This window comes from Microbacterium gorillae (assembly GCF_000826185.2).
Lineage (GTDB): Bacteria > Actinomycetota > Actinomycetes > Actinomycetales > Microbacteriaceae > Microbacterium > Microbacterium gorillae.
The window spans coordinates 535,135-559,536 of record NZ_LN648875.1 but is presented as its reverse complement, the minus strand read 5'-3'; the positions used below and the strand labels follow the sequence as shown (position 1 = coordinate 559,536).

The window sequence follows — 24,402 nt, the reverse complement described above, 5'->3', positions numbered from 1 at the left end:
GGGTCGGTGGCTTACGCTCCGAAACGGAGGTCACTATGCCACTCTCAGGAATTTACCAGCCGGGAAGCTCGTCGTGGGCGCGGAACCAAGCGGAACTCTTCGAGCGCACGGGCGGTGCCGAGGGCAACGAGATGCAGGGGCGTCCGATCATCGTCCTGACGACGGTCGGCGCTCGCTCCGGGAAGCTGCGGAAGACCGCGCTGATGCGGGTGGAGCACGATGGTGCGTACGCCATCGTGGCGTCCAAGGGCGGGACCCCGGAGAACCCGGCCTGGTATCACAACGTGCTTGCCGAGCCGCACGTCGAACTGCAGGACCGAGACGGCAAGCACGACTACACCGCACGCGAAGTCCACGGCGCCGAGCGCGACGCCTGGTGGGCGCGCGCGCTCGAGACGTGGCCGCCGTACGCCGACTACCAGGCGCGCACGGACCGCGTCATTCCGGTGTTCGTCCTGGAGCGCCGAGACTGACGCGAACGCCCGCGGCGGGGGAGCGGGGAACGCCGGGGTCGCGCCGGTAGGGTCGAACCCGCTATGCACCGGATCGTCATCGCCCTCCTCGCCGCGCTCGACGCGTTCCTCGCCGCCGCGGTCGGCGTCGCGGTGATCGCGGCGCCGCTCGCACTGTTCTGGGCGACCGGATTCGCCGGAGACTGGGCCGCACTGTGGCCGACGACGGGCGCCATCTGGCAGCTCGGGCACCTCGTACCGTTCGACGTGCACGTCCCGCAGGCGCTGCTCACGCTCACCGGGATCTCCGAGGACGCCGCGCACTTCACGCTGTCGCTGGCGCCTCTGGCCTTCGCCGCCGGCGTGGCCGTGTTCTCGGCGCGTTCCGGCACCCGGGCGGCCCGCAACGGCGGCTGGGTGACGGGGGTCGTGTCCGGAACCCTGGTGTTCGCGGCGCTGGCGGCCCTGGTCCACCTCACCTCGCGCTCGACCGTGGTCGCCTCCGAGACCTGGCAGGCAGCGCTCTTCCCTGCGCTCGTGTACGCCGTTCCCCTGCTGATCGCGGCGATCGTCGAGGCCTGGCGGGAGGGCGACGGCGGCATCGTGGATCGTCTGCACGATCTGGTCGACGAATCTCCGGTGGTGTGGAACGAGCTTCCGGCGCTGGCGGCGCGTGGCCTCGGCATCGTGCTGGCCTCGTTCATCGGCTTGGGCGCACTCGGCGTCCTCGTCACCCTCGTGCTGCACGGCGGAGAGATGATCGCGCTGTACCAGTCCGCGCAGGTGGACCTGTGGGGCGCGATCCTGCTCACTCTCGCGCAGTTGGCGTATCTGCCGACGCTCATCATCTGGGCCTTCGCGTGGATCGCGGGCCCCGGCTTCACGGTCGGCGTCGGAACCGCGGTCTCGCCGGCGGGCACCCACCTGGGTGTGCTGCCCGGTGTTCCCGTGCTCGCCCTGGTGCCCGAGGGCGGGTCGGTCTGGCTGCTGGCGCTCGTCCTGCTGCCGATCGCCGCCGGCGCCCTGGCCGGATGGTCGATGCGCTCACGGTACGCGGACGTCATCGGTCGCGACGAGCCGTTCCTGCCGCGCCTGGTGCTGCTGCTCACCGTCTCGGGCCTCGCCGCCGGGGTCGCCGCGGCCGCCGCGTCGCTCGCGAGCGGGTCCCTCGGGCCCGGACGGCTGGCCGAGGTCGGCCCCCACCCCGGGTGGGTGGCGCTCGCGGTCGGCATCGAGGTGCTGATCGGTGCCGGCGTACTGCTGCTGTCCCCGCGCCGCGCTGAGGACTTCTCGACGGGCGACGGCCGACGGTTCGACGACGACGCTGCGGACGAGCACGATGACGACCCGGACGGCGTGCTGTCCGCTCTCGCCCGGGAGCGCGTGGACGGTCTCGGGCCCGCGCGGGACCACCCCGAAAGCTGACTCTTCCGGAGCGGACCGACCGAGCGCATACTGACGGGGTGGACACCGTGACGGTGCCCGACGTCGTCGGCCTGACGCCCCGGGCCGCGGAACGCGTCGGCCTGAGCGCCGGACTGGTCGTGGTGCAGCCGGACCAGGACGGTCCGCCGTTGCGCGCCACGACGACCACGGGTGCGATTCGCGCCGTCGGCTCCGCGGGAGACGTCGCCGGACGACGCGTGCCGGTGCGCTATCGCGCGCTCCAGGTGGTCGCTCAGCATCCGCCCGCCGGCACGCGCGTTGAGCGGCATGCCGCCCTGACGATCTGGCTGGGACCGAACACCGACTCCTCGGACGAGACGGCTCGCACCGCTCCTCCCCCCGGGGGACTGCGGGTCGGGCGGGGCCTCCGCGGCGATGAGGTGGCGGAGGAGCACGGCGATCCCCTGACCGAACGCACCTGAGCCCCCTGTCGCCCGGGCCTGCCGCCCGCCATGATGAACCCAGCGCGGGGGGCTGCGCGCGGGCTGGGGGCTCATGGACATCGTCAAGCTCGTCGGGGAGACCGTTGTCGTCTTCGCCGCGATCATCGTCGGGGTCCGGACGGGCGGCGTCGGCATCGGGCTGTGGGGTGGGGTCGGTACGGCCATCCTGGTGTTCCTCTTCGGGGAACCGATCGGCTCGCCGCCGATCGACGCGCTGCTGATCATCGTCGCGGTGATCCTCGCGACGTCCTCGGTCCAGGCCGCGGGCGGCATCGACTGGATGGTCGCCCTGGCCGCCCGCCTCATCGTGCGCCGGCCTCGGGCGGTGACGGTGGTGGCGCCGCTGGTGTCGCTGTTGTTCTGCATCGGCGCGGGAACGTCGAACATCCTGTTCTCGCTCCTCCCCGTGATCCAGGAGGTGTCCGAGCGCGCCGGGGTCCGACCGTCGAAACCGATCAGCGTCTCCGTCGTGGCCTCGTCGGTCGCATTGGCCTGCTCGCCGGTGTCCGCCGCGATGGCGGCGATGATCGCCATCATGGACAGCCAGCCGCACGGCTGGTCGGTGCTCCAGCTGCTGTCGGTGACGATTCCCGCCGCCGTCATCGGCGTCACCGCCACCGCGCTCGTCGTCAGTCGCCTCGGCGGGGCGGACCTCCGACCGCACGACACCGCAGGTGCGCGCGTGGAGATGACCGCGCTGGCCAGCGTGAACGCGGCCGTGACCACGCGCGGCCGCCTGTCCGCGATCGCCTACTTCGTCGGGGTGCTGGCGGTCGTCGTCTTCGGGCTGTTCCCGGTGCTGCGCCCGGTGAACGCGGACGGGGATCAGGTCGGCACCGCCACGATGATCCAGCTGATCATGCTCGTCACGGGGGCGGTCATCCTGCTGATCGGGCGGCCGGACGTGACGGCGATCCCGAGCATGACGATCTTCCGCGGCGGTATGGTCGCGGCGATCGCGTTCTTCGGGCTGGCCTGGATGATCGACACTTACCTCCGCGCCCACACCGCCACCGTCGAGGCGACCCTCAGCGCGGCCGTCGCGGCGTGGCCGTGGACGATGGCGCTGGCGATCTTCGCCGTCGCCGTGCTCACCACGAGTCAGTCCACCGCGACGCGGATGATCGTGCCGATCGGCCTGGCGGCGGGACTGCCGATCGGTCTCACCGCTGGACTGTGGGTGGGTGCGCTCGGCGGCATCTACCTGCTGCCGACGAACGGTCTGCAGATCGCCGCGGCGAGCTTTGACACCACCGGCACGACCAAGCTCGGCCGCCGCCTGGTCGATCACTCCTTCTTCGTCCCGTCCCTCCTCGTCACTGTCTTCACCCTGCTCGCGGGCGGTGCGATCGGGTCGCTCGTGGCGTGGTGAAGGGGCTCCGGGGCCGGTCGGCCGCTCTCCTGAGCGCGGCTAGACTGATCCGGTGCTCACGCTCGCCGTCCTGATCTCCGGTACCGGATCGAATCTTCGAGCCCTGCTGGAGGCGGCCTCCGAACCCTCCTTCCCGGCGCGGGTCGTCGTCGTCGGAGCGGACCGGGAGGCGGACGGGCTGGCTCACGCCGAGGCGTTCGGAATCCCGAGCTTCGTGGTGCCGTGGCGCGGTGCCGCCGAGCGTGCCGCGTGGGGTGCCGAGCTCGCCGAGCAGTTGGCCGTGTGGCAGCCCGATCTGGTCGTGCTGTCCGGGCTGATGAAGCTGCTCCCGCCCCCGGTCGTGGCCGAATACGCACCGCGGATCATCAACACTCACCCGGCGTACCTGCCCGAGTTCCCGGGGGCGCACGGCGTTCGCGACGCCCTCGCCGCCGGCGCGAAGCAGACCGGCGCCAGTGTCATCGTGGTCGACGACGGCGTCGATGCGGGACCGATCCTCGCGCAGCGTCGCGTCCCCGTCCTGCCGGACGATGACGAGGCGAGTCTGCATGAGCGCATCAAGCCCGTTGAACGTGAACTGCTGATCGAGACCGTCCGGCGCATCGCGACCGGCGATCTCGATCTGGCCGCTCCCGTCCCGATCTCCTGACCCTTCCACGGAAAGAGGAACCATGGCCGGCCCCCGACACGACCCCGCCGACTACCGCGAGCGCGACATCGTCCCCATCCGTCGAGCATTGGTGTCCGTCAGCGACAAGTCCGGCCTCCTCGAGCTGGCTGCGGCCCTGGCCGCGGCGGGAGTGGAGATCGTCTCGACCGGTTCCACCGCCGCCACCATTCGCGATGCCGGCCACGAGGTCACCGACGTGTCGAGCGTCACCGGGTTCCCGGAGTCCCTGGACGGTCGCGTGAAGACGCTGCACCCGTCCGTGCACGCGGGGCTGCTGGCGGACCTGCGCCTGGAGGATCATGAGCGTCAGCTCGCCGACCTCGAGATCGAACCGTTCGAGCTCGTCGTGGTCAACCTCTACCCGTTCGTCGAGACGGTGGCCTCCGGCGCCCAGGGCGATGACGTGGTCGAGCAGATCGACATCGGTGGCCCGGCGATGGTCCGCGCCTCCGCGAAGAACCACGCCAACGTCGCCATCGTCGTCTCGCCGGCGTCCTACCCGTCCGTGATCGAGGCCGTCGCGGCCGGGGGCACGACGCTCGGGCAGCGCCGCGAGCTCGCCGCACGCGCGTTCGCGCACACCGCGTCCTACGACGCCGCCGTCGCGGCGTGGTTCGCGGACGGCACGCTCGGGTCCTCGACCGACCTGCCCGAGCACCTCACGATCGAGGCGCAGCGCCTCAGCACCCTCCGCTACGGCGAGAACTCGCACCAGCGCGCGGCGATCTACACGCGCCAGGGCGGTCACGGCATCGCGCAGGCGACGCAGCTGCAGGGCAAGGAGATGTCCTACAACAACTACGTCGACGCCGACGCCGCACTGCGCGCCGCCTTCGACATGGTCAAGCCGGCTGTCGCGATCATCAAGCACGCCAACCCGTGCGGAATCGCCGTCGCCGCTCCGAACGCGCTGGACCCGATCGCGTCCGCGCACAAGCGCGCGCACGAGTGCGACCCGGTCTCGGCTTACGGCGGCGTGATCGCCGCGAACGGCACCGTCACCTTGAAGATGGCGGAGAACCTGCAGGACATCTTCACCGAGGTCATCGTCGCGCCGTCCTTCGAGCCGCAGGCGCTGGAGCTGTTCTCGCGCAAGAAGAACCTGCGCGTGCTGCAGCTGCCGGCCGACTGGCAGCAGGAGCCGATGGACGTGCGTCTCGTTTCCGGTGGTCTGCTGCTGCAGGACGCCGACCGCTTCCCGGATGACATCGCCTCCGTCGCCGACAACTGGACGCTGGTGACCGGCGAGCGCCCGGACGAAGCCGAGATGGAGAACCTGATCTTCGCGTGGAAGGCGGGTCGAGCCGTCAAGAGCAACGCGATCGTGCTGGCGAAGAACTCCGCCACCGTGGGGATCGGCATGGGCCAGGTCAACCGCGTCGACTCGTGCCGCCTCGCGGTCGAACGCGCCGGTGATCGCGCTGCCGGGTCCGCCGCAGCCTCGGACGCGTTCTTCCCGTTCGCGGACGGCCCGCAGGTCCTGCTGGACGCCGGCATCACGGCGATCGTGCAGCCGGGTGGCTCGGTCCGTGACGAGGAGGTCATCGCCGCCGCGAAGGCCGCGAACGTCACCATGTTCTTCACCGGCGAGCGTCACTTCTTCCACTGACGCGCGACGAACGCGGGGCGGCACGGATTCCGTGCCGCCCCGCGTCGTTCACGGCTGCGTGGCGGTGATGCGGAAACGGCGCTGGGTGACCTCGATGGGACGGATCTCGGCGAGCCGGTGCAGCTGATCGGCGGCCTCGGCGATGCTGAAGTCCGGCACGTCCCACGGCACCATGGCGATGTACTCGACGAGCGTGCCGACGTCGCGGAAGCGGATCCGTCCGGTCCAGTCGTCGGCGGCGTCGATCACGAAGCCGGCGGCGGCGAGGTCCGCGGTCATCGCGCCGAGCTCCACCTCCGGGTACAGCGACTCGCCGCCGAACCATTCCCGCAGCTCCTGGGCGTCGCGGCCGTCGACCTGCTGGGTGAGCAGTCGTCCGCCGGGGCGCAGCACCCGCGCGAACTCGGGCGCATCGACCGCCTCGTGACGCGCGATGAGGAGGTCCACGGACGCGTCCGGCAGCGGAAAGCGCTCGCCGGCCTCCGGATCGTACGCGAGCACCTCGATCCCGTGGGAGGCGAGGTTCGCCCGGGCGACCGGGACGTTCTCGGGCCATCCCTCGGTGGCGCGGACGCGGCCGCGGTCATCTCCCACCGCGACGAGATGCGCGATCAGTCGCTCGCCCCCGCCCGTCCCGACATCCACTGCCTCCGTCGCGTCGCGCAGCGCCGCCCGCACCTCGGCGTCGAAGTCCCACGGTGGGTCGTCGGCATCCAGCCGGCCGTCGAGCTTGCCGAAGTCCCATCCGGTCATCGTGGATTCGTCGTGCAGGCGGGTCAGCCAGCGCAGCAGATCGTCCATCCGGCTCATCCTAGGTCGGTCGCGGTGACCGGGGCCCGTAGGCTGGTGCTCGTCACCACGAGGGGGAGAGATGTCGGATCAGAACGAACGGTACGGTTTCGGTGCGCCGGACGGCGGACAGCCGTCGAACGTGCCCGGTCAGCAGGGTGAGGCTCCCGTGTCCGGTGACCCGCACGCGACGCCGAACGACCCCGGGCTCATTCCGCCGGCTCCGCCCGCCGGTGCGTTCTCGTACCCGGACGCGGACCCGACCGTGCCGCCGACGCCCTCCGGCACGACGCCCACGTTCGCGGACCCGTATGCTCCGGCGGCTCCGTCCGACCCGTATGGCGCCCCCGCGTATGGCACGCCGGTTCCGTCCGACCCGTACGGTGCTCCGGCGTACAACGCTCCCGCGTACAACGCTCCGGCGTACGGCGCCCCGGCGTACGGCACTCCCGCGTACGGCTATCCCGCGCCGGCACCGTCCGGAGCGAAGTACTGGAGCCTGCTGTTCCTGACCTACATCCCGTACGTCGGCGTGATCGTCGCCGTCATCGTCGCTCTCGTGCAGCGCGGCGCAGCCCGGGCCACCGGCATTCCGCTCGCGATCGGCAACGCGAACGCGGCGGCGAACTTCATCCTGAGCTACCTGATCTACCAGGCGTGCGTCGTCGTCTGCATGGTGCTCGTCGGAAGTCTCACCACCGACTCCAGCGGTGACCCGTCACCGCTGTTCGTCCTGCCCGTGCTGCTGTTCTTCGCCGTCGGAGTGTGGGGCCTCGTGATGATGATCATGGGGACCGTGCAGGGCTCTCGGCGCGTGTTCCGGGCCGTCCCGTCGATCCCGTTCTTCCGCGACTGATCACTCCGGACGGCCGAAGGCCTCCAACCACCGCAGCCAGACTTCGCTGATCGTGGGGTAGGACGGCACGGCGTGCCAGAGGCGAGTCAGCGGCACTTCGCCGACCACCGCGATCGTGGCCGAGTGCACCAGCTCCTCGATCCCGGGACCGACGAACGTGGCGCCGACCAGCACCTGGCGTCGAGTGTCCACGACCGCACGCGCGGTGCCGCGGTAGTCGTCGGCGAACGTGGCGGCGCCGGCCACGGCACCGAGGTCCACATCCAGCACTCGGATCTCGAGGCCGGCGGCGACCGCCTCCGCCTCGGTCAGCCCGATGGCGCCGACCGGCGGATCGGAGAAGATCACCTGCGGCACCGCGCGGTGATCGGCCGTCGCCACGTGCGTGCCCCAGTCCGCGTCGTCGACCTGGCGGCCTCGGGCCCGAGCGGCGATCACGTCACCGGCCGCGCGCGCCTGGTACTTGCCCTGGTGTGTCAGCAGGGCGCGGTGGTTCACGTCGCCGACAGCGTAGAGCCAGTCGGTTCCGAGGACGCGCATCGTGTCATCCACGGTCAGCCAGTCGCCATCCGTCGCTCGCGGTGCACCGACGACCGCGAGACCCAGATCGTCCGTGCGCGGTCGTCGCCCGGTCGCCACGAGGATCTCGGACGCCGTGAGCGTCGCACCGTCGGTGAGGGTCAGACGCTTGCCCTCGCTCGTGCGCTCCGCGGTGGCCGTCTCGCCCGTTCGGACGGTGACGCCGGCCGCTTCCATGCTCGCCCGGATCCGCTCGCCGACGAACGGTTCGTTCTTCGGCAGCAGCCCGGACCGGACGAGAACCGTCACCGCACTGCCGAGCGCGGCGTACAGCGTCGCCATCTCCACCCCGACCACTCCGCCGCCGATCACGATCAGCGACTCCGGCACCTCGGACGCAGCCGTCGCCTCGCGGCTCGTCCACGGCTCGATGTCCGCCAGGCCGGGAATCTCGGGCACGACCGCCGCGGATCCGGTGCACACGGCGACGGCGTGACGCGCCAGCAGTCGTGTCTCGGTGCCGTCCGCCGCCGTGACCGTCACGGTGCGCTCGGCCGTCAGCCGACCGTGCCCGCGAACGAGGTCGATCCCGGCCGAGTCCAACCACTGCACCTGCGACTCGTCCGACCAATCGTGTGTGAAGGCGTCGCGTCGGCGGAACACGGCGGCGACGTCGACACCGCCGGTGACCGCTTCGGCGGCTCCCGCGACGGCTCGAGCCTCGACCAGAGCGGCGGGGGGACGGAGCATGGCCTTGGACGGCATGCACGCCCAGTAGGAGCACTCGCCGCCAACCAGTTCGGACTCCACGATGACGGCGGTCAGGCCGCCCTGGACAGCGCGATCCGCGACGTTCTCGCCGACGGGTCCCGCGCCGATCACGATCAGATCGTACTCACGCGTGGTCATGGCGCCACGCTACGTCGGCGCCCGGACTCCCGGTAGGGGACGACCGTCACGGCCATGTCCGATTTCCGCCAGTGGAAGTCGATCGCCGGTGTCAGGATGGAGGCATGAGCCCGAACGTGACCTTCGATGAGCGGTACCGCGCGATCAGCGCACGCGACGTGCGCTTCGACGGGCAGTTCGTCACGGCGGTGCACACCACGGGGATCTACTGCCGCCCGTCCTGCCCGGCGCGCACGCCGAAGCCGCAGAACGTGTCGTTCTATCCGACGTCCGCCGCCGCGCACGAGGCCGGCTTCCGGGCGTGCAAGCGGTGTCTGCCGGAGGCCGCCCCGGGGTCGCCGGAGTGGGACCTGCGGGGGGACGTGGCCGGACGCGCCATGCGTTTGATCGCCGACGGCGTCATCGAGCGCGAGGGGGTTCCCGGCCTCGCCGCGCGGCTCGGGTACTCCGCCCGCCATCTCACGCGCGTGCTGGCCGAACAGCTCGGCGCAGGTCCTCTCGCTCTGGCCCGCGCGCATCGCGCGCACACCGCGCGGATGCTGCTGGTGGGCACCGACCTGCCGAGCGCGGACGTGGCCTTCTCGGCCGGCTTCGCCAGCGTGCGGCAGTTCAACGACACCGTCCGCGAGGTGTTCGGCATGACCCCGACGGAACTGCGCGCGCGCCGCCGTACGCACGAGCTCGCCGAGCCCGGGGCCATCGAACTCCTGCTGCCATACCGTGAACCGTACGATCCCGCCGGCACGTTCGTGTGGATGCGCGAGCGGGCACTGCCGGGCAGCGAATTCGGCACGGACACGTCGTTCGAGCGCACCCTGCTTCTGCCCGGTGGCCCGGTCTGGTTCCGCGTCGCCATCGCGGACGGTGCCCGGTTGCGGCTGTCCGCACGTCTGACGAGCCTGGGAGATCTGCCCACCGTCGTCGCGCGCGCCCGGCGCATGTTCGATCTCGACGCGGACCCGGCCGCCGTCGACGAGGCGCTGCGGGCCGCTCCGGAGCTGGCCTCGCGGGTTCATGCCGTTCCCGGCATACGCGTACCCGGGACGGCCGATCCGGCGGAGATGCTGATCCGTGCGATGGTCGGCCAACAGATCTCCGTCGCGGCCGCGCGTACGCATCTGACGCGCCTGGTCGCCGAGCTCGGCGAACGCACCGATGTCTCCGGTCACGCCGACGGGCCGACGCTCCTGTTCCCGACTCCGGCCGCCATCGCCGAGCACGGGGCGGAGATCCTCCGCGGCCCACAGGCCCGGATCCGCGCGATCGTTCAAGCCGCCGCCGCGCTCGCGTCCGGGGAACTGTCCCTCTCCAGCGGAGACGACTCCGCAGATCTGCGCGAGCGCCTGCTGGCACTGCGCGGGGTCGGTCCATGGACGGCTGGCTACGTGCGCATGCGCGTCGTCGGAGACCCGGACGTGTTTCTGCCCGGCGACGTCGCCGTGCGGCAGGGCGCCGCGCGGATCGGGCTCCCCGCCGAGCCGGCGGAGCTCACCGCGTGGATGCGGCGGGTGGCTCCCTGGCGCTCCTATGCCACCGCGCACCTGTGGCGCGTCCTGTCCGAGACGCCGGAGGGCGTCGTTTCGAAAGGTGAATCATGACCGCGATCGTCGAATTCGTCGACACCCCCGATGGCCCCTTCGGCATCCTTTCGGATGCGGACGGCGCCGTGATCGCCTCCGGCTGGACGGCCGAGCTCGATGACCTCCTGGGCCGCCTGCACCCGGAGGATCGCCCCGCCGACGTGGCCGCCGGTGCGACGGACGCCGCCGCGGCCGTCCGGGCGTTCTACGCCGGAGACGTCACCCGGGTCGCGTCCGTTCCGGTGCACCAGCGGGGCACGGCGATGCAGCACACCGGCTGGGACGCGTTGCGGCGGATCGCTCCCGGCGCCCCGCTGTCCTACGCGGAGTTCGCCGCCGAAATGGGTTCCCCCACAGCCGTGCGGGCGGCCGCTTCCGTGTGCGCGCGCAACGCGGTCGCACTGTTCGTGCCGTGCCATCGCGTGCTGCGCGGCGACGGCACGATGGGCGGCTTCGCGTGGGGCGTCGAGGTCAAGCGCTCGTTGCTCGCGCGCGAAGCCGCGTGATCCGGTTTCAGGCGCTGATCGTGGAACCGCCGTCGGTCATGATCGTCTGACCCGTGACATAGCGCGAGTCGTCCGAGGCGAGGAACGCGACGACCGGCGCGATGTCGGTCGCGGGATCCCCGAGGCGGCCGAGCGGGACACCGTCGACGACAGAGGTGCCGCCGGAACAATCCCGTCAGCTCTCGATGACCAGTATCAGTTCCGCATCGCCGCACGTGAGCACCTGCACGCCCGGCGCGAGCACCTGCGCGGTGATGTCCGTGTCGGGCGAGGCCAGGACATCGCGCAGGGCGCTGAGTCCCGGGAGACGCAGCATGGATCCGGGGTCGCGGCGGGTGTCCGTCGAGGTCACGACCCGGCCGGAGGAGTTGATGACGGTGGCCACGCCGTGGACCGCGCGCATCGTCGGCAGCAGTTCGCGTTCCAGCCGGTCCACGAGCGAGTCCCACCCGACGACACCCACGAGCTCCCCGTTCACGTACACGGGCGCGGTGTAGGTCACGGTGTAGTCGTCGGTGCAGACGTAGTCGACGTACGGGCCGGTCAGGTGCGGCCGCCCGCTCCGCGCCGGCAGCCGCCACCATTCCAGCATCGTGTAGTCGCGGAACATCTCACTGCGCGGATCGGCGACGAACGCGAGCCGTTCCGGGCCGTGCGGCCGACGCAGCCACCAGGCGAGGTGCCACGGCGAGTCGGCGAGCACCCCGGGGGTCGCCACGAAGCCGGCTCCGGTGAGAAGCCCATCGGGATCGGTCAGGGCGGGGAGGCTGAAGTCCTGCACGAACGGGTCCAGCTCGGCCGTGGTCGGCGCCGGCGTGGTGGTGAAGTGCTCCTGGACGGCCTGCAGCCACGGTTCCGCCTCGGCCGTGAGTCGGGCGATCGTCGCGGCGATGGCGGGGGGGGCGGCGGTGGGGGTGACGCTGAGGGTGGTGCTCATCGACTGTGCTCCTTCGCGCAGGTGAACCGGTCAGGTGGTCGGGGTGGCGTAGCGGTGTTCGATGAGCCAGTCCAGGGCCTCACCGATGTGCTCGAGGGTGGCCGCGCGTGCCGCTGCCGGGTCGGCGTCGCGGATCGCTGCGGTGATCGTGGATTGCGCGGTGGCGCTGCGGTCACGGTACTCCGGCTCACGCAGGCAGAGCCAGAGGAGGGGACCCGCCTCCGCCTGCAGCCGCACCGATTCCCGGACCAGCCGGGGGCTCTGGCTGACCGCCGCCACCTCCAGCTGGAACTGCCCCACCGTGCGTCGTGCCGAACCGGGCGTGGAGCGGTCGGCATCCCGCACCAGTTCCGTGAGAGTGGCGAGGTCGTCATCGCTGGCGCGATCGGCGGCGACTTCGGCAGCGGTGCCGGCGATCGCCCCGACGTGCAGGGCGATGTCGCGCAGTTGGACGCGTGAGTGCTCCTGCAGGCGCTGTTCCAACCGATCCGCCGCGCTGTGGACGTCGTAAGTGACGAAGCTCCCGCCCTCCCGGCCGCGGCGGGTCTGGACGAGGCCGCGGCCGCGGAGGCCTTCGAGCGCCTCGCGCGCGGTGACGACCGCGACGCCCAGGGAGCGCGCGAGCTCGGCTTCGCTGGGCAGCCGCTCTCCGTCGGAGAGGACGCCGGTGGTGATCGCGTCCGCCAGACGCCGCTCCACGATGACGGCGCGACCGCCCTCGTCCAGGGGAGCGAACACGACCGACCGCGCGGCATCGCGGTGTCCGGTCGCACTGCGCATGGGTCCTCCTCGCGGCGGTGAACACTGCAGTTCCGGCGCCGTCACGAGAACGTTACACGGAAAGACCTTGCAAACATATGGGTCCACATGATTAAGTTCCTGAACCAGCAAGGGAGCTCTGATGACCGAAGCAGCACCGGCGATCCGCCTGCGCGGACTGACCCGAGAATTCGGCAGTGTCACCGCCGTCGATCACGTCGACCTCGACATCGTCGCCGGAGAGTTCTTCTCCATGCTGGGCCCGTCGGGCTCGGGCAAGACGACGGTGCTCCGTCTGATCGCCGGGTTCGAACAGCCCACCTCCGGCACGGTCGAACTGTTCGGATCGGACGTGACGGAGAAGGCGCCGTTCGATCGGGACGTCAACACGGTGTTCCAGGACTACGCGCTCTTCCCGCACATGACGGTGCTGGAGAACGTCGCATACGGCCTTCGGGTTCGCGGACTGGGGAGGGCGGCGCGACTCGAGAGGGCCCGGGCCGCTTTGGCCGCGGTGCGACTCGAGTCGCTGGCCGACCGCAAGCCTTCCCAGCTCAGCGGCGGCCAGCGGCAACGAGTGGCGCTGGCACGCGCCACCGTCGTGGAGCCGAAGGCGCTGCTGCTGGATGAGCCGCTGGGGGCCCTCGATCTGAAGCTGCGCGAGCAGATGCAGGTGGAGCTCAAGCAGATCCAGCGCGATCTCGGCATCACGTTCATCTTCGTCACGCATGACCAGGAGGAAGCGCTCACGCTCTCCGATCGCATCGCGGTGTTCAACGCCGGGCGCATCGAGCAGCTCGGCACACCCCGAGAGCTCTACGAGCACCCCGCCTCCCGCTTCGTCGCGGACTTCGTCGGCACCTCGAACCTGTTCGACGCCCAGCTGTCCGAACGGCTGCTGGGGCATGCGGGGGAGCACTCCATCCGCCCCGAGAAGCTGCGTCTGAGCGCCGAACCCGACGAGCGAGTCGGGATGCGATCGGCTCCGGGCGTGGTGAGCGAGACGATCTACATCGGCAGCGGCATCCGTCGCGTGGTGGACCTGGATTCCGGGGCCCGCATGATCGTTCTCGAACCGAACGATCGGGATCGCGGCGTCCGCGCCGAGCGCGGCGATCACGTCCACGTGAGCTGGCACGACGCCGATGTCGTCGCGCTCACCCCGGTCGACTGACGCCACGCACCACCCCTGCTCACAGCAACGAGAGGAACACCATGAGCACCACCTCCAAGCTCCGCACCGTCGCCGTCCTGGCCGCGGTCAGCGGTGCCGTCCTGGCCCTCAGCGGCTGCGGAACCTCATCCGGCGGCGGCGGCGACGCCGGCAGCGAACTGCCGACGAAGCTCGGCGAGAACGAGGGGTCCGTCTCGATCCTCGCGTGGCCGGGCTACGTGGAGGACGGCAGCAACGACCCGAAGGTGGACTGGGTCACCCCGTTCGAGAAGTCCACCGGCTGCACCGTGGAGTCGAAGTCCTACGGCACCTCCGATGAGGCCATCAACCTCGTCAAGACCGGTGACTACGACGTCGTGGCCGCCTCGGGTGACGCGACGCTGCGCCTGATCGCGGCCGGGGACGTCACCGCGGTGAACACCGACCTCATTCCGAACTACGCCGGCCTGTACGACTTCCTCAAGGACAAGCCGTGGAACTCCGTCGACGGCAAGAGCTACGGCGTCCCGCACGGATACGGCGCCAACCTGCTGCTGTACAACACGGACGTCGTCAAGACGGCGCCGACCTCGTGGGATCTCGTCTTCGACAAGGCGAGCGATTACAAGGGCAAGGTCACCGCGTACGACTCGCCGATCTACATCGCCGACGCCGCCGTGTACCTGATGGCCCACCAGCCGGACCTGAAGATCACGAACCCGTACGCGCTGGATCAGGACCAGTTCGATGCCGCGGTGAAGCTGCTGAAGGCGCAGCGTGCGAACGTCGGCGAGTACTGGGGCGACTACCTGAAGGAGATCCAGTCGTTCCAGAGCGGCGACTCGGTCGTCGGCACGACCTGGCAGGTGATCCAGAACTCGCTCGAGGCCGAGGGGGCCAAGACGGCCGTGGTGCTGCCGGACGAGGGCGCCACCGGTTGGTCCGACACCTGGATGATCTCCTCGAAGGCGAAGGATCCGAACTGCGCCTATGCCTGGCTGAACTACATCGCCAGCCCGGAGGCCAACGCCGCCGCCACCGCGTACTTCGGTGAGGCGCCCTCCAGCCAGAAGGCGTGCGACTTCCGAGACGACTGTGAGGCGTACCACGCGGGCGACGCCGAATACGCGTCCAAGATCTGGTACTGGACCACCCCGATCGCGAAGTGCCTGGACGGGCGCACCGACGTGACGTGCGTCGACTACGCCAAGTGGACCGCGGCCTGGTCCGAGATCAAGGGCTGACAAGACCCCCAACGATCGGGGGCGGACCGATACCGCCCCCGATCACGGAAAGGACCCGCATGACCGCGCAGCCGAGGACCGTCGCCGTCCCGATGCCGAAGGACACACCGGCGCGGCGCGTCTCATCCTTCCTCACCACGCACCGCCGGACCCGCCTGGCCCTGCTGCTGAGCGCGCCGCTGTTCTGGCTCGTCGTGGTGTACATCGTCGCGCTGGTGCTGCTGCTGATCACCGCGTTCTGGCAGGTTGACTCCTTCACCGGACAGATCCGCACCGAGTGGACCCTGGACAACATCGTCACGGTCATCACGGGATCGCTCTACCAGACGGTCACGTTGCGGACCCTCGGCATCGCCCTGCTGGTGACCGTGATCGATGTGGCGATCGCGGTGCCGATCGCGTTCTACATGGCCAAGGTCGCCTCCCCGCGAACGCAGCGACTGCTCCTGATCGCGGTGCTGATGCCGCTGTGGGCCAGCTACCTCGTCAAGGCCTACGCGTGGCGATCGGTGCTGAGCAAGGACGGTGTGCTGGAATGGCTCATCTCTCCGCTCGGCATGCACACCCCGGGCTACGGCGTCGCCGCGACCGTCATCACGCTGTCCTACCTCTGGCTGCCGTACGTGATCCTGCCGATCCATGCCGGGTTCGAACGAGTTCCGGACTCGCTGCTGGAGGCGTCCGCGGATCTCGGCGGCAAGACCTGGCGCACGATGCGCTCGGTGGTTCTGCCCCTGGTGTTCCCGGCGATCGTCGCCGGATCGATCTTCAGCTTCTCGCTCTCGCTCGGTGACTACATCACGGTCAACATCGTCGGTGGCGCCAGCCAGATGCTCGGCAACCTCGTGTACACGAACGTCGGTGCCGCCAACAACCTGCCGCTCGCGTCCGCGATCGCACTCATCCCGATCGTCATCATCTTCGGCTACCTGGCGCTGGTCAAGCGCACCGGTGCGCTGGAGAACCTGTAGGAGCCGTCATGCGACTGAGCCGCAGTGCCCGCGTCACCCTCGCCGTTCTCACCGGGGTCATCCTGGTGGTGGTCTACCTGCCGCTGGTGATCGTGATGATCAACTCGTTCTCGACGTCGGCGTCGCTGTCCTGGCCGCCCACCGGCTTCACGCTGGAGTGGTGGGGGAGGGCCTTCACGAACGAGGGCGCGCTGGGGGCGATCGGCACGAGCGTGCTCGTAGCTGTCATCGCCACCGCCATCGCCCTGGTGCTCGGCACCCTCATCTCGATCGCCCTGCAGCGGTTCTCCTTCTTCGGACGGGATGTGGTCTCACTCCTGGTGATCCTGCCGATCGCATTGCCGGGCATCATCACGGGTATCGCACTGAACAACTTCTTCCGCACCATCCTCGGCATTCCGCTGTCGATCTGGACCGTCGTCATCGCCCACGCGACGTTCTGCATCGTGACGGTGTTCAACAACGTGGTCGCACGCCTGCGCCGGACCGGGACGAACCTCGAGGAGGCCTCCGCAGACCTCGGCGCCGGGATCTGGACCACGTTCCGACTGGTGACCTTCCCGCAGTTGCGCTCCGCCCTCCTCGCCGGCGGCCTGCTGGCCTTCGCGCTCAGTTTCGACGAGATCATCGTGACGACCTTCACAGTCGGGTCCGGGGTGACGACGCTGCCGCGGTTCATCCTGGACAACATGTTCCGTCCGAATCAGGCGCCGATCGTGGCGGTGATCGCCGTGGTCCTCGTGGTCGTCTCGATCGTGCCGATCTGGCTCGCCCAGCGTCTCTCCGGCGAGGAGACGACCCACCGCTGACGCGCCGGTCCGCTGGGCACCGGGAAATCGACCCTTGCGTTCAGAGTTCGCCCAGGCATAGGCTGGAGGGCTGTCGCGTCGACCGTCGCGACACCCCGAGCTCAGGAGGCCGCCATGACACGAATCGCCGTTGACACGCCCGCCTTCCGTCCCGCCGCGGTGTGGACGCTCGGGCTCCCGGGCACCCTCGCGGGGTAGCCCACGGCGCCGCCCCCGGCGGCATCTCTGATCGTCAGCCCCTTGCGTGCTGACGCGTTTCCGGTCACATCTCTCACATCCCACAAGGATCATGCACTCTTCCGCACCGTCTTCCGAGACCGTCCGACTGTCCACTCCGCGCGCTCTGCTGCGCCTGATGCCCTACGTCCGGCCCGTCTCCGGCCGCCTCGCGCTGGGGGCGCTCAGCGCGCTCGTCGGCGCGATCATCTCCCTGCTCATCCCGATCGCCCTGGAATGGGTCGTCGCCGGTCCCATCGCGCAGCGCGAGACCTGGCCGATCGTCCTGGGCGCCGGCCTCGTGCTGCTGCTCGGCCTCGGTGAGGCGGCGATGGTGTGGCTGCGCCGCTGGTTCGTGCTGAACCCGTCCATGACCGTCGAGTACGGCATGCGCACGGACTTCTACGCCAAGCTCCAGCGACTGCCGGTCGCCTTCCACGACCGGTGGCAGTCCGGCCAGCTGCTCAGCCGCATGATGCAGGACATCGGTCTGATCCGCCGCTGGCTCGCGTTCGGCCTCATCCTGCTGCTGGTGAACATCCTCACGATCATCATCGGCACCGGGCTGCTGTTCCGCTGGCACTGGCTGCTCGGCGTGATCTTCCTGGTGACCTCCCTCCCGCTGTGGGTCCAGGGCTACCTGTTCGACCAGAAGTACGGCATTCTGTCCCGGCTGTCGCAGGACCAGGCCGGTGATCTCGCCACGAGCGTCGAGGAGAGCGTCCACGGCATCCGCGTGCTGAAGGCGTTCGGTCGCGGCAAGTTCGCGCTGTCGAAGTTCACCCGCCAGGCTGAGACGCTGCGCGAGACCGAGATCAAGAAGGCGCGCGCCGACGGCAGCATCTGGTTCTGGCTCGTGCTGATGCCGGCGATCGCCTTCGGGCTGTGTCTGCTGGCCGGCATCTGGCTCGCCTCGCAGGGGCAGATGAGCGTCGCCGAACTGTTCGCGTTCTTCGCGATGGCCACCGTGCTGCGCTGGCCGATCGAGTCGATCGGGTTCCTGTTCTCCTTCCTACTGGACGCCCGGACCGCGACGGACCGCGTGTTCGAGGTGTTCGACGAGATCGACACCATCACCGACGCCCCGGACGCCGTCGCCATGCCCACCTCCCGTGGGCGCCTGGCGTTCCGCGGCGCGCACTTCCGGTACCAGGACGCCGGCGCTCACGAGGCGGACCTGCTGAACGGCATCGACCTGGAGCTGGAGCCGGGCGAGACGATGGCGCTCGTCGGCCTGACCGGTTCCGGCAAGACCACGCTGACCACGCTGCCGACGCGCCTGTACGACGTCACCGGTGGTGCGGTGACGCTGGACGGAGTCGATGTGCGCGAGATGCGGTTGACCGACCTCCGCCGGCACATCGCGATGGCGTTCGAGGACGCCACGCTGTTCTCCGCGTCCGTACGCACCAACGTCCTGTTGGGTCGACCGGAACTGGATCCGCACGGGCCGGAGGGGGAGCGCGTCCTGCGCGAGGCGCTCCAGATCGCGCAGGCCGGCTTCGTGGACGATCTGCCGGAGGGCACCGAGACGGTGATCGGCGAAGAGGGCATGAGCCTGTCCGGTGGTCAGCGTCAGCGGCTCGCGCTCGCTCGAGCCGTGGCCGCCGCTCCCTCCGTGCTGGTCCTCGACGACCCCCTCTCGGCGCTGGATGTGGACACCGAGGCGCTCGTGGAGGCGGCGCTGCGCGAGGTCCTCGCGAACACCACGGCGCTGATCGTCGCGCACCGTCCGTCCACCGTGGCGCTGGCGGACCGCGTCGCGCTGCTGGAGGCCGGCCGGGTCACCGCGGTCGGTACCCACAGCGATCTGCTCGCCACCAGCGAGCACTATCGATACGTCATCTCGAGCCTCGAGAACGAAGCTCGCGACAAGCAGGAAGCGGAGGCGGGCCGATGAGCACCGTCGTCGGAACCAAGGGCGAAGAGCGCCTCGACTACACCAAGGCGGAGAGCCGGGCCATCCGGCGCCGCTCGATGCGCTTGCTGGCGTCGCTGATCCGGCCGATGCGCTGGCTGATCGTGCTGACCGGCGTGGTGATCGTGGCGTCCACGATCATGCAGGTGATCGCTCCGGCCCTGATCGCGTGGGGCATCGACACCGCACTCCCGGCGGTGCTCAAGCGCGCCGACTGGATGCCGACGTTCGGCGTCGTCATCGTGTACATCGTCGTCGGCATCGGTGGTGCGGCCCTGATCGGGTGGTACGCCGTCCTGGCGGCCAAGCTGACGCAGGCCATCATGCTGGACCTGCGCAAGCGGATCTTCCTGCACACGCAGAAGCTCAGCCTCGAGTTCCACGAGTCCTACACGTCCGGTCGCATCATCTCGCGCCAGACCAGCGACCTCGACTCGATCCGTGAGCTGCTGGACGGCGGCCTGAACCAGCTCGTCTCCGGCGTCCTGTACGCCGGGTTCACGTTCATCATGCTGTTCCTCGTGGACTGGCAGTCCGGGCTGGTCCTCGTCGCGGCGGGCATCCCGCTGTTCTTCCTGATGCGCTGGTTCTTCGCCCGTTCCCAGACGGTGTTCCGGGAGACCCGCGTGGTCAGCGCGAAGGTCATCGTGAAGTTCGTGGAGACCATGACGGGCATCCGCGCCGTCAAGGCGTTCCGGACCGAGGACACCAACGACGTGGAGTTCCAGCGGCTCGCCGGGGACCACCGCGACGCCAACCGCAAGGTCTTCCGGCTGTTCGGCACGTTCGACCCGGCGCTGATGGCGATCGCCGCGGCGACGCTCGGCGTGGTCGTCCTCGTCGGTGGACTTCGGGTCTCGTCCGGCGCGATCGAGGTCGGTGCGCTGCTGGCCGCCGTGCTGTACGTCCGCAACTTCTTCGGTCCGCTGCAGGACGTGGCGATGTTCATGAACTCCTTCCAGTCCGCCACGGCGGCGCTGGAGAAGGTCTCGGGCGTGCTGGAGGAGGAGCCGACGGTTCCGGACCCGACGAAGCCGATCGATCTGTGGGAGGCCCGCGGGCACCTCCGTTTCGATGACGTCACGTTCGGGTACGCCGACGACCGCATCATCCTGCCGGATTTCTCCCTGGAGATCCCGGCGGGGCAGACCGTCGCGCTGGTCGGCACCACCGGTGCCGGCAAGTCGACGCTGGCCAAGCTGGTCTCGCGGTTCTACGACCCCAGCGAGGGCGCCGTCACGCTCGACGGCGTGGACCTGCGGTCCATGCACCCGAAGGACCTGCGCCGCGCAATCGTCATGGTGACGCAGGAGGCCTACCTGTTCAGCGGCACGATCGCGGACAACATCGCCCTCGGCAAGCCGGAGGCGACGCTCGGAGAGATCGAGGCGGCCGCGCGCGCGGTCGGCGCGGACGCGTTCATCCGGGCGCTGCCGGACGGCTACGACACCGACGTGAACAAGCGCGGAGGGCGGGTGTCCGCTGGGCAGCGTCAGCTGATCTCGTTCGCCCGGGCGTTCCTGGCCGATCCTGCGGTGCTGATCCTCGACGAGGCGACCGCCTCGCTGGACATGCCCAGCGAGCGGCAGATCCAGAACGCCTTGGAGACCCTGCTGGCGGACCGGACCGCGATCATCATCGCCCACCGCCTGTCCACCGTGGCCATCGCTGACCGCGTGCTCGTGATGGAGCACGGCCGCATCATCGAGGACGACGCTCCGGCGGCCCTGATCGCCGGCACCGGCAAGTTCGCCCAGCTGCACCGCGCGTGGCGCGAGACCCTGGTCTGAGCGCGAGACACCCAGCGCGCGAGACACGCATGCACTGCATGGGTGTCTCGCGCGCTTGAGGGTGTCTCGGCAATAGGCTCGGGGCATGCCCCTCAGCGACCTCACCTCGGACGAACTGCGCGACTACCGGCCCGAGGTGGCCGAACCCGACGACTTCGACGCCTTCTGGACCCGGACGATCGGTGAGGCGCGCGCGCTGGCCACTCCGCCGGTGCTCCGGCCGGTGGATTCACCGATCACCGCATTCGAGATCTCCGATCTGACGTTCTCCGGCTTCGGCGGTGATCTGATCCGGGCCTGGGTCACGCGTCCCCGCACGAGCGGCCCGCTGCCGGTGGTGGTCGAATTCATCGGCTACGGCGGTGGCCGCGGCCTTCCGGGCGAGCGGCTGGCGTGGGCGGCGGCCGGCTACGTGCACGTGCTCATGGACACGCGCGGCCAGGGCTCGCACTGGGGCACCGGGGGAGACACCCCGGACCCGCACGGTTCCGGCCCGGCGACTCCGGGTTACATGACGCGGGGGATCACCGACCCGGACACGTACTACTACCGGCGCCTGTTCACCGACGGTGTGCGCGCGGTCGACACGGTCCTCGAACTCGACGGGATCGACCGCGATCGCGTCGCCGTCACCGGAGGCAGTCAGGGCGGGGGGACGGCGATCGCGGTCGCCGCGCTGCACCCCGGCGTGCGAGCCGTGATGCCGGACGTCCCGTTCCTGTGCCACTTCCGTCGGTCCGTGCAGCTGACCCCGAACCCGCCGTTCACGGAGATCGTCACCTACCTCGCCGCGCACCGCGACCAGACCGACACCGTCTTTCGCACCCTGTCGTACATGGACGGCGTGAACTTCGCCAAGCGCATCACCGCACCGGCGCTGTTCTCCGTCGCGATGATGGACGCCACGGTGCTGCCCTCCAGCGTCTTCGCCGCGTACAACCATCTCGAGGTCGCCGACCGTGAGCTCGAGATCTACGAGTTCAACGGCCACGAAGGCGGACAGACGCAGCAGTGGATCCGGCAGGCGCACTGGCTCGCCGAGCGCTTCTGAACGGCCGAAGGCGAGAGCGACCGAACGGTCGCTCTCGCCTTCAACGCTTTCCGAGCGCCGGAAGTGCGGTTGTGGGGAGCGTCTCAGACCGAGACGGTCGCGATGACCTCGCCGTACTCCGTCTCGGCCACCGGGGCGAAACCGACCCGGGTGAAGAAGCGTTCCGGGCCGTCCGGGCCCGCCTCATAGATCACATCGACGTGGTCGAAACCCTTGGACTGCGCGACGGCCAGCAGCTGCGCGACGGCGAACCGGCCCACGCCTCGGCCCTGGTCGTCCGCATCCACGTTGATCCGCCAGAGCACGGAGCGGAAGTGCTCCTCCGGTGAGTCCGGGTCGAAGTTGGCGCTCACGAAGCCGACGACCTCATCGCCGTCCAGCACGACGCGCTGCCACGTCGTCTGCGGGTTCATCACCGTCGTCGCGAGGTCATAGGACACCGGCGCCAGGTACTGCTGCTGCCCGGGCTTGAGGGACAGGTTGTTCACGGCGACGATCGTCGCGGCACTGAGCTCTTCGAGTCGCAGGTCGGTCATAGCGACAGGCTAGCCGTAACCGCGCGCAGTTGCGCGGGTCACGTGTGAACATCCGGTGCCGGTCGTGTTTCGAGGCCGTCCTGATTCTGGTCGTGACCAGGGAAAACAAGAGTCGTTCGGGCCGGTCGATCGCGAGAGGATTCGCCGCCCGTGCCCCGAAACGGAGGGAGCCCGTCGCGATGCGACGGGCTCCCTCCGAACGCCGGATCAGTAGTGCACGCTGACCTGGGTGCCTTCCGGCGTCCACTCGTACAGCCAGTAGGCGTCGGGCTCGGAGAGGTTCACGCAGCCGTGGCTCATCGGGGTGCCGAAGTTGCTGTGCCACCAGGTGCCGTGGAAGCCCTCGTCGCCGTTGAAGTACATGACGGTCTTCACATTGGCGGTGCAGTAATCGAACGTGCCGCCGGGAACGAATTTGCCCTGGCTGTCGCAGGAGCCCATGTTCTGCTCCCACACATGCGAGTTGACGCGGAACTCGCCGGTGTGTGTCGGGTGCGCCGAGGTGCCGGTTGAGGCGAGCATCGAGCGAACCACCTGGCCGTTCTCGTAGACGGTGACCGTCTGTGTCGACAGGTTCACATCGATCGAGCGCTCGAGAGTCGTGGTCTTGGCCTTCACGACCGCGACGGGCAGTTCGTACTTCGCGTTGCCCTCGGCCAGCTGGGCGGCGAACGTGGCCGCCACCTTCGAGGTGTCCCCGATCGTGCGACCGTCCTGGCCCTCCTCCAGCGTCTGCAGGACCTCGCCGTAGGAGTCGGTGATGACCTTGCCATCCTTCGCCGGGCGATCGATGGCCTGCTTCAACGACGGGACGACCTTCGCGATCGCGGCCTCGTCGGCGGCGATCGTGAGGGTGCCGTCATCGGCGATCTTGTAGTTCAGCCAGGACGCGGCCGTGCCCGGGTCGACCGGGACCGTGCGCTCGTCGCCGACGTAGAACCCGATCGTCGAGACGATGCCGTTCAGCTTGTCCACGGCGCCCTTGACCTCGGCGGTCGTGAGGGTCGGCTCGATGGGGGCGGTCTCGACGGCGAGCGTGACCTTCTTCTCATCCGACGCGAGCGCCTTCTGCAGCGCCTCGCGCACCGGCTCCAGCGGGATGCCCGTGCCGTTTGCAGACGCGGTCGCGACGAAGGCCTTGCCGTCGAACTTCACCGTCGCCTCGACCGGATCCGTGTAGGAGGTCGGCGTCGCCTTCTTGAGCGCCTCGGCCGCGGTGCCCTCGTCCAGAGCGACCAGACCCTTGACCTCCTCGTCGCTCCAGCCGGTCAGGTTCCACAGCGGGAAGTTCTTGTGCGCGTCATCCGCGAGCGTGCCGGCGTCGATCGACGCGCCGAGATCGGTGCCCGTGAGGTTGACGGACCCCTCGGGCGTCTTGACCGTCACGACGGTGTTCGCGAGCTTGTCGGAGATGGTCTTCGCAGCCGCCTCGCGCGTGAGCCCACCGATGGGGACGCCGGCGGCGCTCACGCCCGGTGCGATCAGCACGGTCGACGTGATCGCGAGGCCGGCGATGAGCCCGACCGCGGGAATGGCGACGATCCACGGCCAGCGACGTCGCTTCTTGCGCTGCTCGTCCTGCGGCGCCCACACCGCGAGCGGCGCGGCGTCGTCGGCGGCAGACGACGCAGTGACGTCGCGCGTGTCGTCGTTGTTCATGCCTGGTCCCCCTGAGTCGTGGTCACAGACAATGCTAGAAGCGCGAACCGGGAAGGTCCCCGGGATCACATCACGAATCGATCCCGATTTGCCCGCGCGATCGCGGAGGCGCTCGGGCGGCCCCCGGCGATAACGAACCGGTAACCCGGCGGAGAATTCGTCCGCGAACGCTTGCCAGATCTTTTGTTCGTAAGGTCTACTAACAAAC

The 24,402-nt window shown here is 69.7% G+C and carries 22 protein-coding genes and 1 pseudogene; 16 read left to right on the top strand and 7 right to left on the bottom strand.

Features of this window, described 5'->3' with window-relative positions:
- Nucleotides 1-35: 35 nt before the first annotated feature.
- The 6 genes from BN1193_RS12135 to purH all read left to right on the top strand — a co-directional run bounded on the left by BN1193_RS12135 (nucleotide 36) and on the right by purH (nucleotide 5,992).
- On the top strand, nucleotides 36-473 hold the full coding sequence (locus BN1193_RS12135) for a nitroreductase family deazaflavin-dependent oxidoreductase (RefSeq protein ID WP_040166663.1): 438 nt from the start codon (nucleotides 36-38) through the stop codon (nucleotides 471-473).
- A gap of 63 nt (nucleotides 474-536) precedes the next feature.
- Nucleotides 537-1,877, top strand: coding sequence for a cell division protein PerM (locus tag BN1193_RS12130; RefSeq protein WP_141396682.1), 1,341 nt, complete (start codon nucleotides 537-539; stop codon nucleotides 1,875-1,877).
- A gap of 38 nt (nucleotides 1,878-1,915) precedes the next feature.
- Nucleotides 1,916-2,320: a PASTA domain-containing protein gene (locus BN1193_RS12125; protein ID WP_052460708.1), complete on the top strand. Its 405-nt coding sequence runs from the start codon at nucleotides 1,916-1,918 to the stop codon at nucleotides 2,318-2,320.
- 73 nt (nucleotides 2,321-2,393) lie between these two features.
- Nucleotides 2,394-3,713: an anaerobic C4-dicarboxylate transporter family protein gene (locus BN1193_RS12120; RefSeq protein WP_040166661.1), complete on the top strand. Its 1,320-nt coding sequence runs from the start codon at nucleotides 2,394-2,396 to the stop codon at nucleotides 3,711-3,713.
- A gap of 52 nt (nucleotides 3,714-3,765) precedes the next feature.
- Entirely contained in the window at nucleotides 3,766-4,362 is a 597-nt protein-coding gene (purN, locus tag BN1193_RS12115) for a phosphoribosylglycinamide formyltransferase (protein WP_040166659.1), read from the top strand.
- Between the two features lie 22 nt (nucleotides 4,363-4,384).
- Complete coding sequence (gene purH, locus BN1193_RS12110) at nucleotides 4,385-5,992, top strand: bifunctional phosphoribosylaminoimidazolecarboxamide formyltransferase/IMP cyclohydrolase (RefSeq protein ID WP_040166657.1); 1,608 nt, start codon at nucleotides 4,385-4,387, stop codon at nucleotides 5,990-5,992.
- Between the two features lie 48 nt (nucleotides 5,993-6,040).
- Here the strand turns inward: purH and BN1193_RS12105 are convergent, their stop codons facing one another.
- Entirely contained in the window at nucleotides 6,041-6,793 is a 753-nt protein-coding gene (locus tag BN1193_RS12105) for a class I SAM-dependent methyltransferase (RefSeq protein WP_040166656.1), read from the bottom strand.
- 70 nt (nucleotides 6,794-6,863) lie between these two features.
- Here BN1193_RS12105 and BN1193_RS12100 point away from each other — a divergent pair, with 70 nt between their 5' ends.
- The gene (locus tag BN1193_RS12100) at nucleotides 6,864-7,637 is read left to right on the top strand and encodes a DUF4870 domain-containing protein (RefSeq protein WP_040166654.1); all 774 of its coding nucleotides are present in this window, start codon (nucleotides 6,864-6,866) and stop codon (nucleotides 7,635-7,637) included.
- Here BN1193_RS12100 and BN1193_RS12095 read toward each other — a convergent pair whose 3' ends face one another.
- Nucleotides 7,638-9,065 carry a dihydrolipoyl dehydrogenase family protein gene (locus tag BN1193_RS12095; RefSeq protein ID WP_040166651.1) on the bottom strand — a complete coding sequence of 476 codons (1,428 nt, stop codon included), beginning with the start codon at nucleotides 9,063-9,065 and terminating at the stop codon, nucleotides 7,638-7,640.
- A gap of 104 nt (nucleotides 9,066-9,169) precedes the next feature.
- On the opposite strand from BN1193_RS12095, the gene BN1193_RS12090 reads away from it, so the two are divergent.
- Nucleotides 9,170-10,663 (top strand): Ada metal-binding domain-containing protein, encoded by a 1,494-nt coding sequence (locus BN1193_RS12090; protein ID WP_040166649.1) that lies wholly within the window; start codon nucleotides 9,170-9,172, stop codon nucleotides 10,661-10,663.
- Nucleotides 10,660-11,151: a methylated-DNA--[protein]-cysteine S-methyltransferase gene (locus tag BN1193_RS12085; protein ID WP_040166647.1), complete on the top strand. Its 492-nt coding sequence runs from the start codon at nucleotides 10,660-10,662 to the stop codon at nucleotides 11,149-11,151. Before BN1193_RS12090 ends, BN1193_RS12085 begins: the two co-directional genes overlap by 4 nt.
- 7 nt (nucleotides 11,152-11,158) lie before the next feature.
- Here the strand turns inward: BN1193_RS12085 and BN1193_RS12080 are convergent.
- From BN1193_RS12080 to BN1193_RS12070, 3 genes and pseudogenes are all read right to left on the bottom strand, one after another.
- A pseudogene (locus BN1193_RS12080) lies at nucleotides 11,159-11,287 on the bottom strand (SDR family oxidoreductase); the annotation flags it as partial.
- A gap of 39 nt (nucleotides 11,288-11,326) precedes the next feature.
- A complete protein-coding gene (locus tag BN1193_RS12075; protein WP_052460707.1) occupies nucleotides 11,327-12,088 on the bottom strand; it encodes a cache domain-containing protein in 762 nt (253 codons plus the stop codon).
- 30 nt (nucleotides 12,089-12,118) lie between these two features.
- Nucleotides 12,119-12,868, bottom strand: coding sequence for a FadR/GntR family transcriptional regulator (locus BN1193_RS12070; RefSeq protein WP_040166644.1), 750 nt, complete (start codon nucleotides 12,866-12,868; stop codon nucleotides 12,119-12,121).
- Nucleotides 12,869-12,989: 121 nt separating this feature from the next.
- Here BN1193_RS12070 and BN1193_RS12065 point away from each other — a divergent pair, with 121 nt between their 5' ends.
- The 7 genes from BN1193_RS12065 to BN1193_RS12035 all read left to right on the top strand — a co-directional run bounded on the left by BN1193_RS12065 (nucleotide 12,990) and on the right by BN1193_RS12035 (nucleotide 21,999).
- A complete protein-coding gene (locus BN1193_RS12065; protein ID WP_040166642.1) occupies nucleotides 12,990-14,021 on the top strand; it encodes an ABC transporter ATP-binding protein in 1,032 nt (343 codons plus the stop codon).
- A 41-nt stretch (nucleotides 14,022-14,062) separates the two neighbouring features.
- Nucleotides 14,063-15,244 carry an ABC transporter substrate-binding protein gene (locus BN1193_RS12060; protein ID WP_040166639.1) on the top strand — a complete coding sequence of 394 codons (1,182 nt, stop codon included), beginning with the start codon at nucleotides 14,063-14,065 and terminating at the stop codon, nucleotides 15,242-15,244.
- 59 nt (nucleotides 15,245-15,303) lie between these two features.
- Entirely contained in the window at nucleotides 15,304-16,215 is a 912-nt protein-coding gene (locus tag BN1193_RS12055) for an ABC transporter permease (RefSeq protein WP_230206492.1), read from the top strand.
- An 8-nt stretch (nucleotides 16,216-16,223) separates the two neighbouring features.
- A complete protein-coding gene (locus BN1193_RS12050) occupies nucleotides 16,224-17,024 on the top strand; it encodes an ABC transporter permease (protein ID WP_040166637.1) in 801 nt (266 codons plus the stop codon).
- 289 nt (nucleotides 17,025-17,313) lie between these two features.
- Nucleotides 17,314-19,140, top strand: a complete 1,827-nt coding sequence (locus BN1193_RS12045; protein WP_040166635.1) for an ABC transporter ATP-binding protein — start codon at nucleotides 17,314-17,316, stop codon at nucleotides 19,138-19,140.
- Nucleotides 19,137-20,948 (top strand): ABC transporter ATP-binding protein, encoded by a 1,812-nt coding sequence (locus BN1193_RS12040; protein WP_040166633.1) that lies wholly within the window; start codon nucleotides 19,137-19,139, stop codon nucleotides 20,946-20,948. Before BN1193_RS12045 ends, BN1193_RS12040 begins: the two co-directional genes overlap by 4 nt.
- 85 nt (nucleotides 20,949-21,033) lie before the next feature.
- Complete coding sequence (locus BN1193_RS12035) at nucleotides 21,034-21,999, top strand: acetylxylan esterase (RefSeq protein ID WP_040166631.1); 966 nt, start codon at nucleotides 21,034-21,036, stop codon at nucleotides 21,997-21,999.
- Nucleotides 22,000-22,082: 83 nt separating this feature from the next.
- Here the strand turns inward: BN1193_RS12035 and BN1193_RS12030 are convergent, their stop codons facing one another.
- A complete protein-coding gene (locus tag BN1193_RS12030; protein WP_040166628.1) occupies nucleotides 22,083-22,535 on the bottom strand; it encodes a GNAT family N-acetyltransferase in 453 nt (150 codons plus the stop codon).
- A 207-nt stretch (nucleotides 22,536-22,742) separates the two neighbouring features.
- Nucleotides 22,743-24,194 carry a L,D-transpeptidase family protein gene (locus tag BN1193_RS12025; protein ID WP_052460706.1) on the bottom strand — a complete coding sequence of 484 codons (1,452 nt, stop codon included), beginning with the start codon at nucleotides 24,192-24,194 and terminating at the stop codon, nucleotides 22,743-22,745.
- Between the last annotated feature and the right edge of the window lie 208 nt (nucleotides 24,195-24,402).

Coding starts and splice junctions, on each gene's coding strand:
- BN1193_RS12065 (WP_040166642.1), top strand. CDS start 12,990: ATGACCGAAGCAGCACCGGCGATCCGCCTGCGCGGACTGACCCGAGAA.
- BN1193_RS12100 (WP_040166654.1), top strand. CDS start 6,864: ATGTCGGATCAGAACGAACGGTACGGTTTCGGTGCGCCGGACGGCGGA.
- BN1193_RS12070 (WP_040166644.1), bottom strand. CDS start 12,868: ATGCGCAGTGCGACCGGACACCGCGATGCCGCGCGGTCGGTCGTGTTC.
- BN1193_RS12085 (WP_040166647.1), top strand. CDS start 10,660: ATGACCGCGATCGTCGAATTCGTCGACACCCCCGATGGCCCCTTCGGC.
- BN1193_RS12040 (WP_040166633.1), top strand. CDS start 19,137: ATGAGCACCGTCGTCGGAACCAAGGGCGAAGAGCGCCTCGACTACACC.
- purH (WP_040166657.1), top strand. CDS start 4,385: ATGGCCGGCCCCCGACACGACCCCGCCGACTACCGCGAGCGCGACATC.
- BN1193_RS12035 (WP_040166631.1), top strand. CDS start 21,034: ATGCCCCTCAGCGACCTCACCTCGGACGAACTGCGCGACTACCGGCCC.
- BN1193_RS12045 (WP_040166635.1), top strand. CDS start 17,314: ATGCACTCTTCCGCACCGTCTTCCGAGACCGTCCGACTGTCCACTCCG.
- BN1193_RS12050 (WP_040166637.1), top strand. CDS start 16,224: ATGCGACTGAGCCGCAGTGCCCGCGTCACCCTCGCCGTTCTCACCGGG.
- BN1193_RS12075 (WP_052460707.1), bottom strand. CDS start 12,088: ATGAGCACCACCCTCAGCGTCACCCCCACCGCCGCCCCCCCCGCCATC.
- BN1193_RS12090 (WP_040166649.1), top strand. CDS start 9,170: ATGAGCCCGAACGTGACCTTCGATGAGCGGTACCGCGCGATCAGCGCA.
- BN1193_RS12055 (WP_230206492.1), top strand. CDS start 15,304: ATGACCGCGCAGCCGAGGACCGTCGCCGTCCCGATGCCGAAGGACACA.
- BN1193_RS12025 (WP_052460706.1), bottom strand. CDS start 24,194: ATGAACAACGACGACACGCGCGACGTCACTGCGTCGTCTGCCGCCGAC.
- BN1193_RS12130 (WP_141396682.1), top strand. CDS start 537: ATGCACCGGATCGTCATCGCCCTCCTCGCCGCGCTCGACGCGTTCCTC.
- BN1193_RS12120 (WP_040166661.1), top strand. CDS start 2,394: ATGGACATCGTCAAGCTCGTCGGGGAGACCGTTGTCGTCTTCGCCGCG.
- BN1193_RS12105 (WP_040166656.1), bottom strand. CDS start 6,793: ATGGACGATCTGCTGCGCTGGCTGACCCGCCTGCACGACGAATCCACG.
- BN1193_RS12135 (WP_040166663.1), top strand. CDS start 36: ATGCCACTCTCAGGAATTTACCAGCCGGGAAGCTCGTCGTGGGCGCGG.
- BN1193_RS12060 (WP_040166639.1), top strand. CDS start 14,063: ATGAGCACCACCTCCAAGCTCCGCACCGTCGCCGTCCTGGCCGCGGTC.
- BN1193_RS12030 (WP_040166628.1), bottom strand. CDS start 22,535: ATGACCGACCTGCGACTCGAAGAGCTCAGTGCCGCGACGATCGTCGCC.
- BN1193_RS12095 (WP_040166651.1), bottom strand. CDS start 9,065: ATGACCACGCGTGAGTACGATCTGATCGTGATCGGCGCGGGACCCGTC.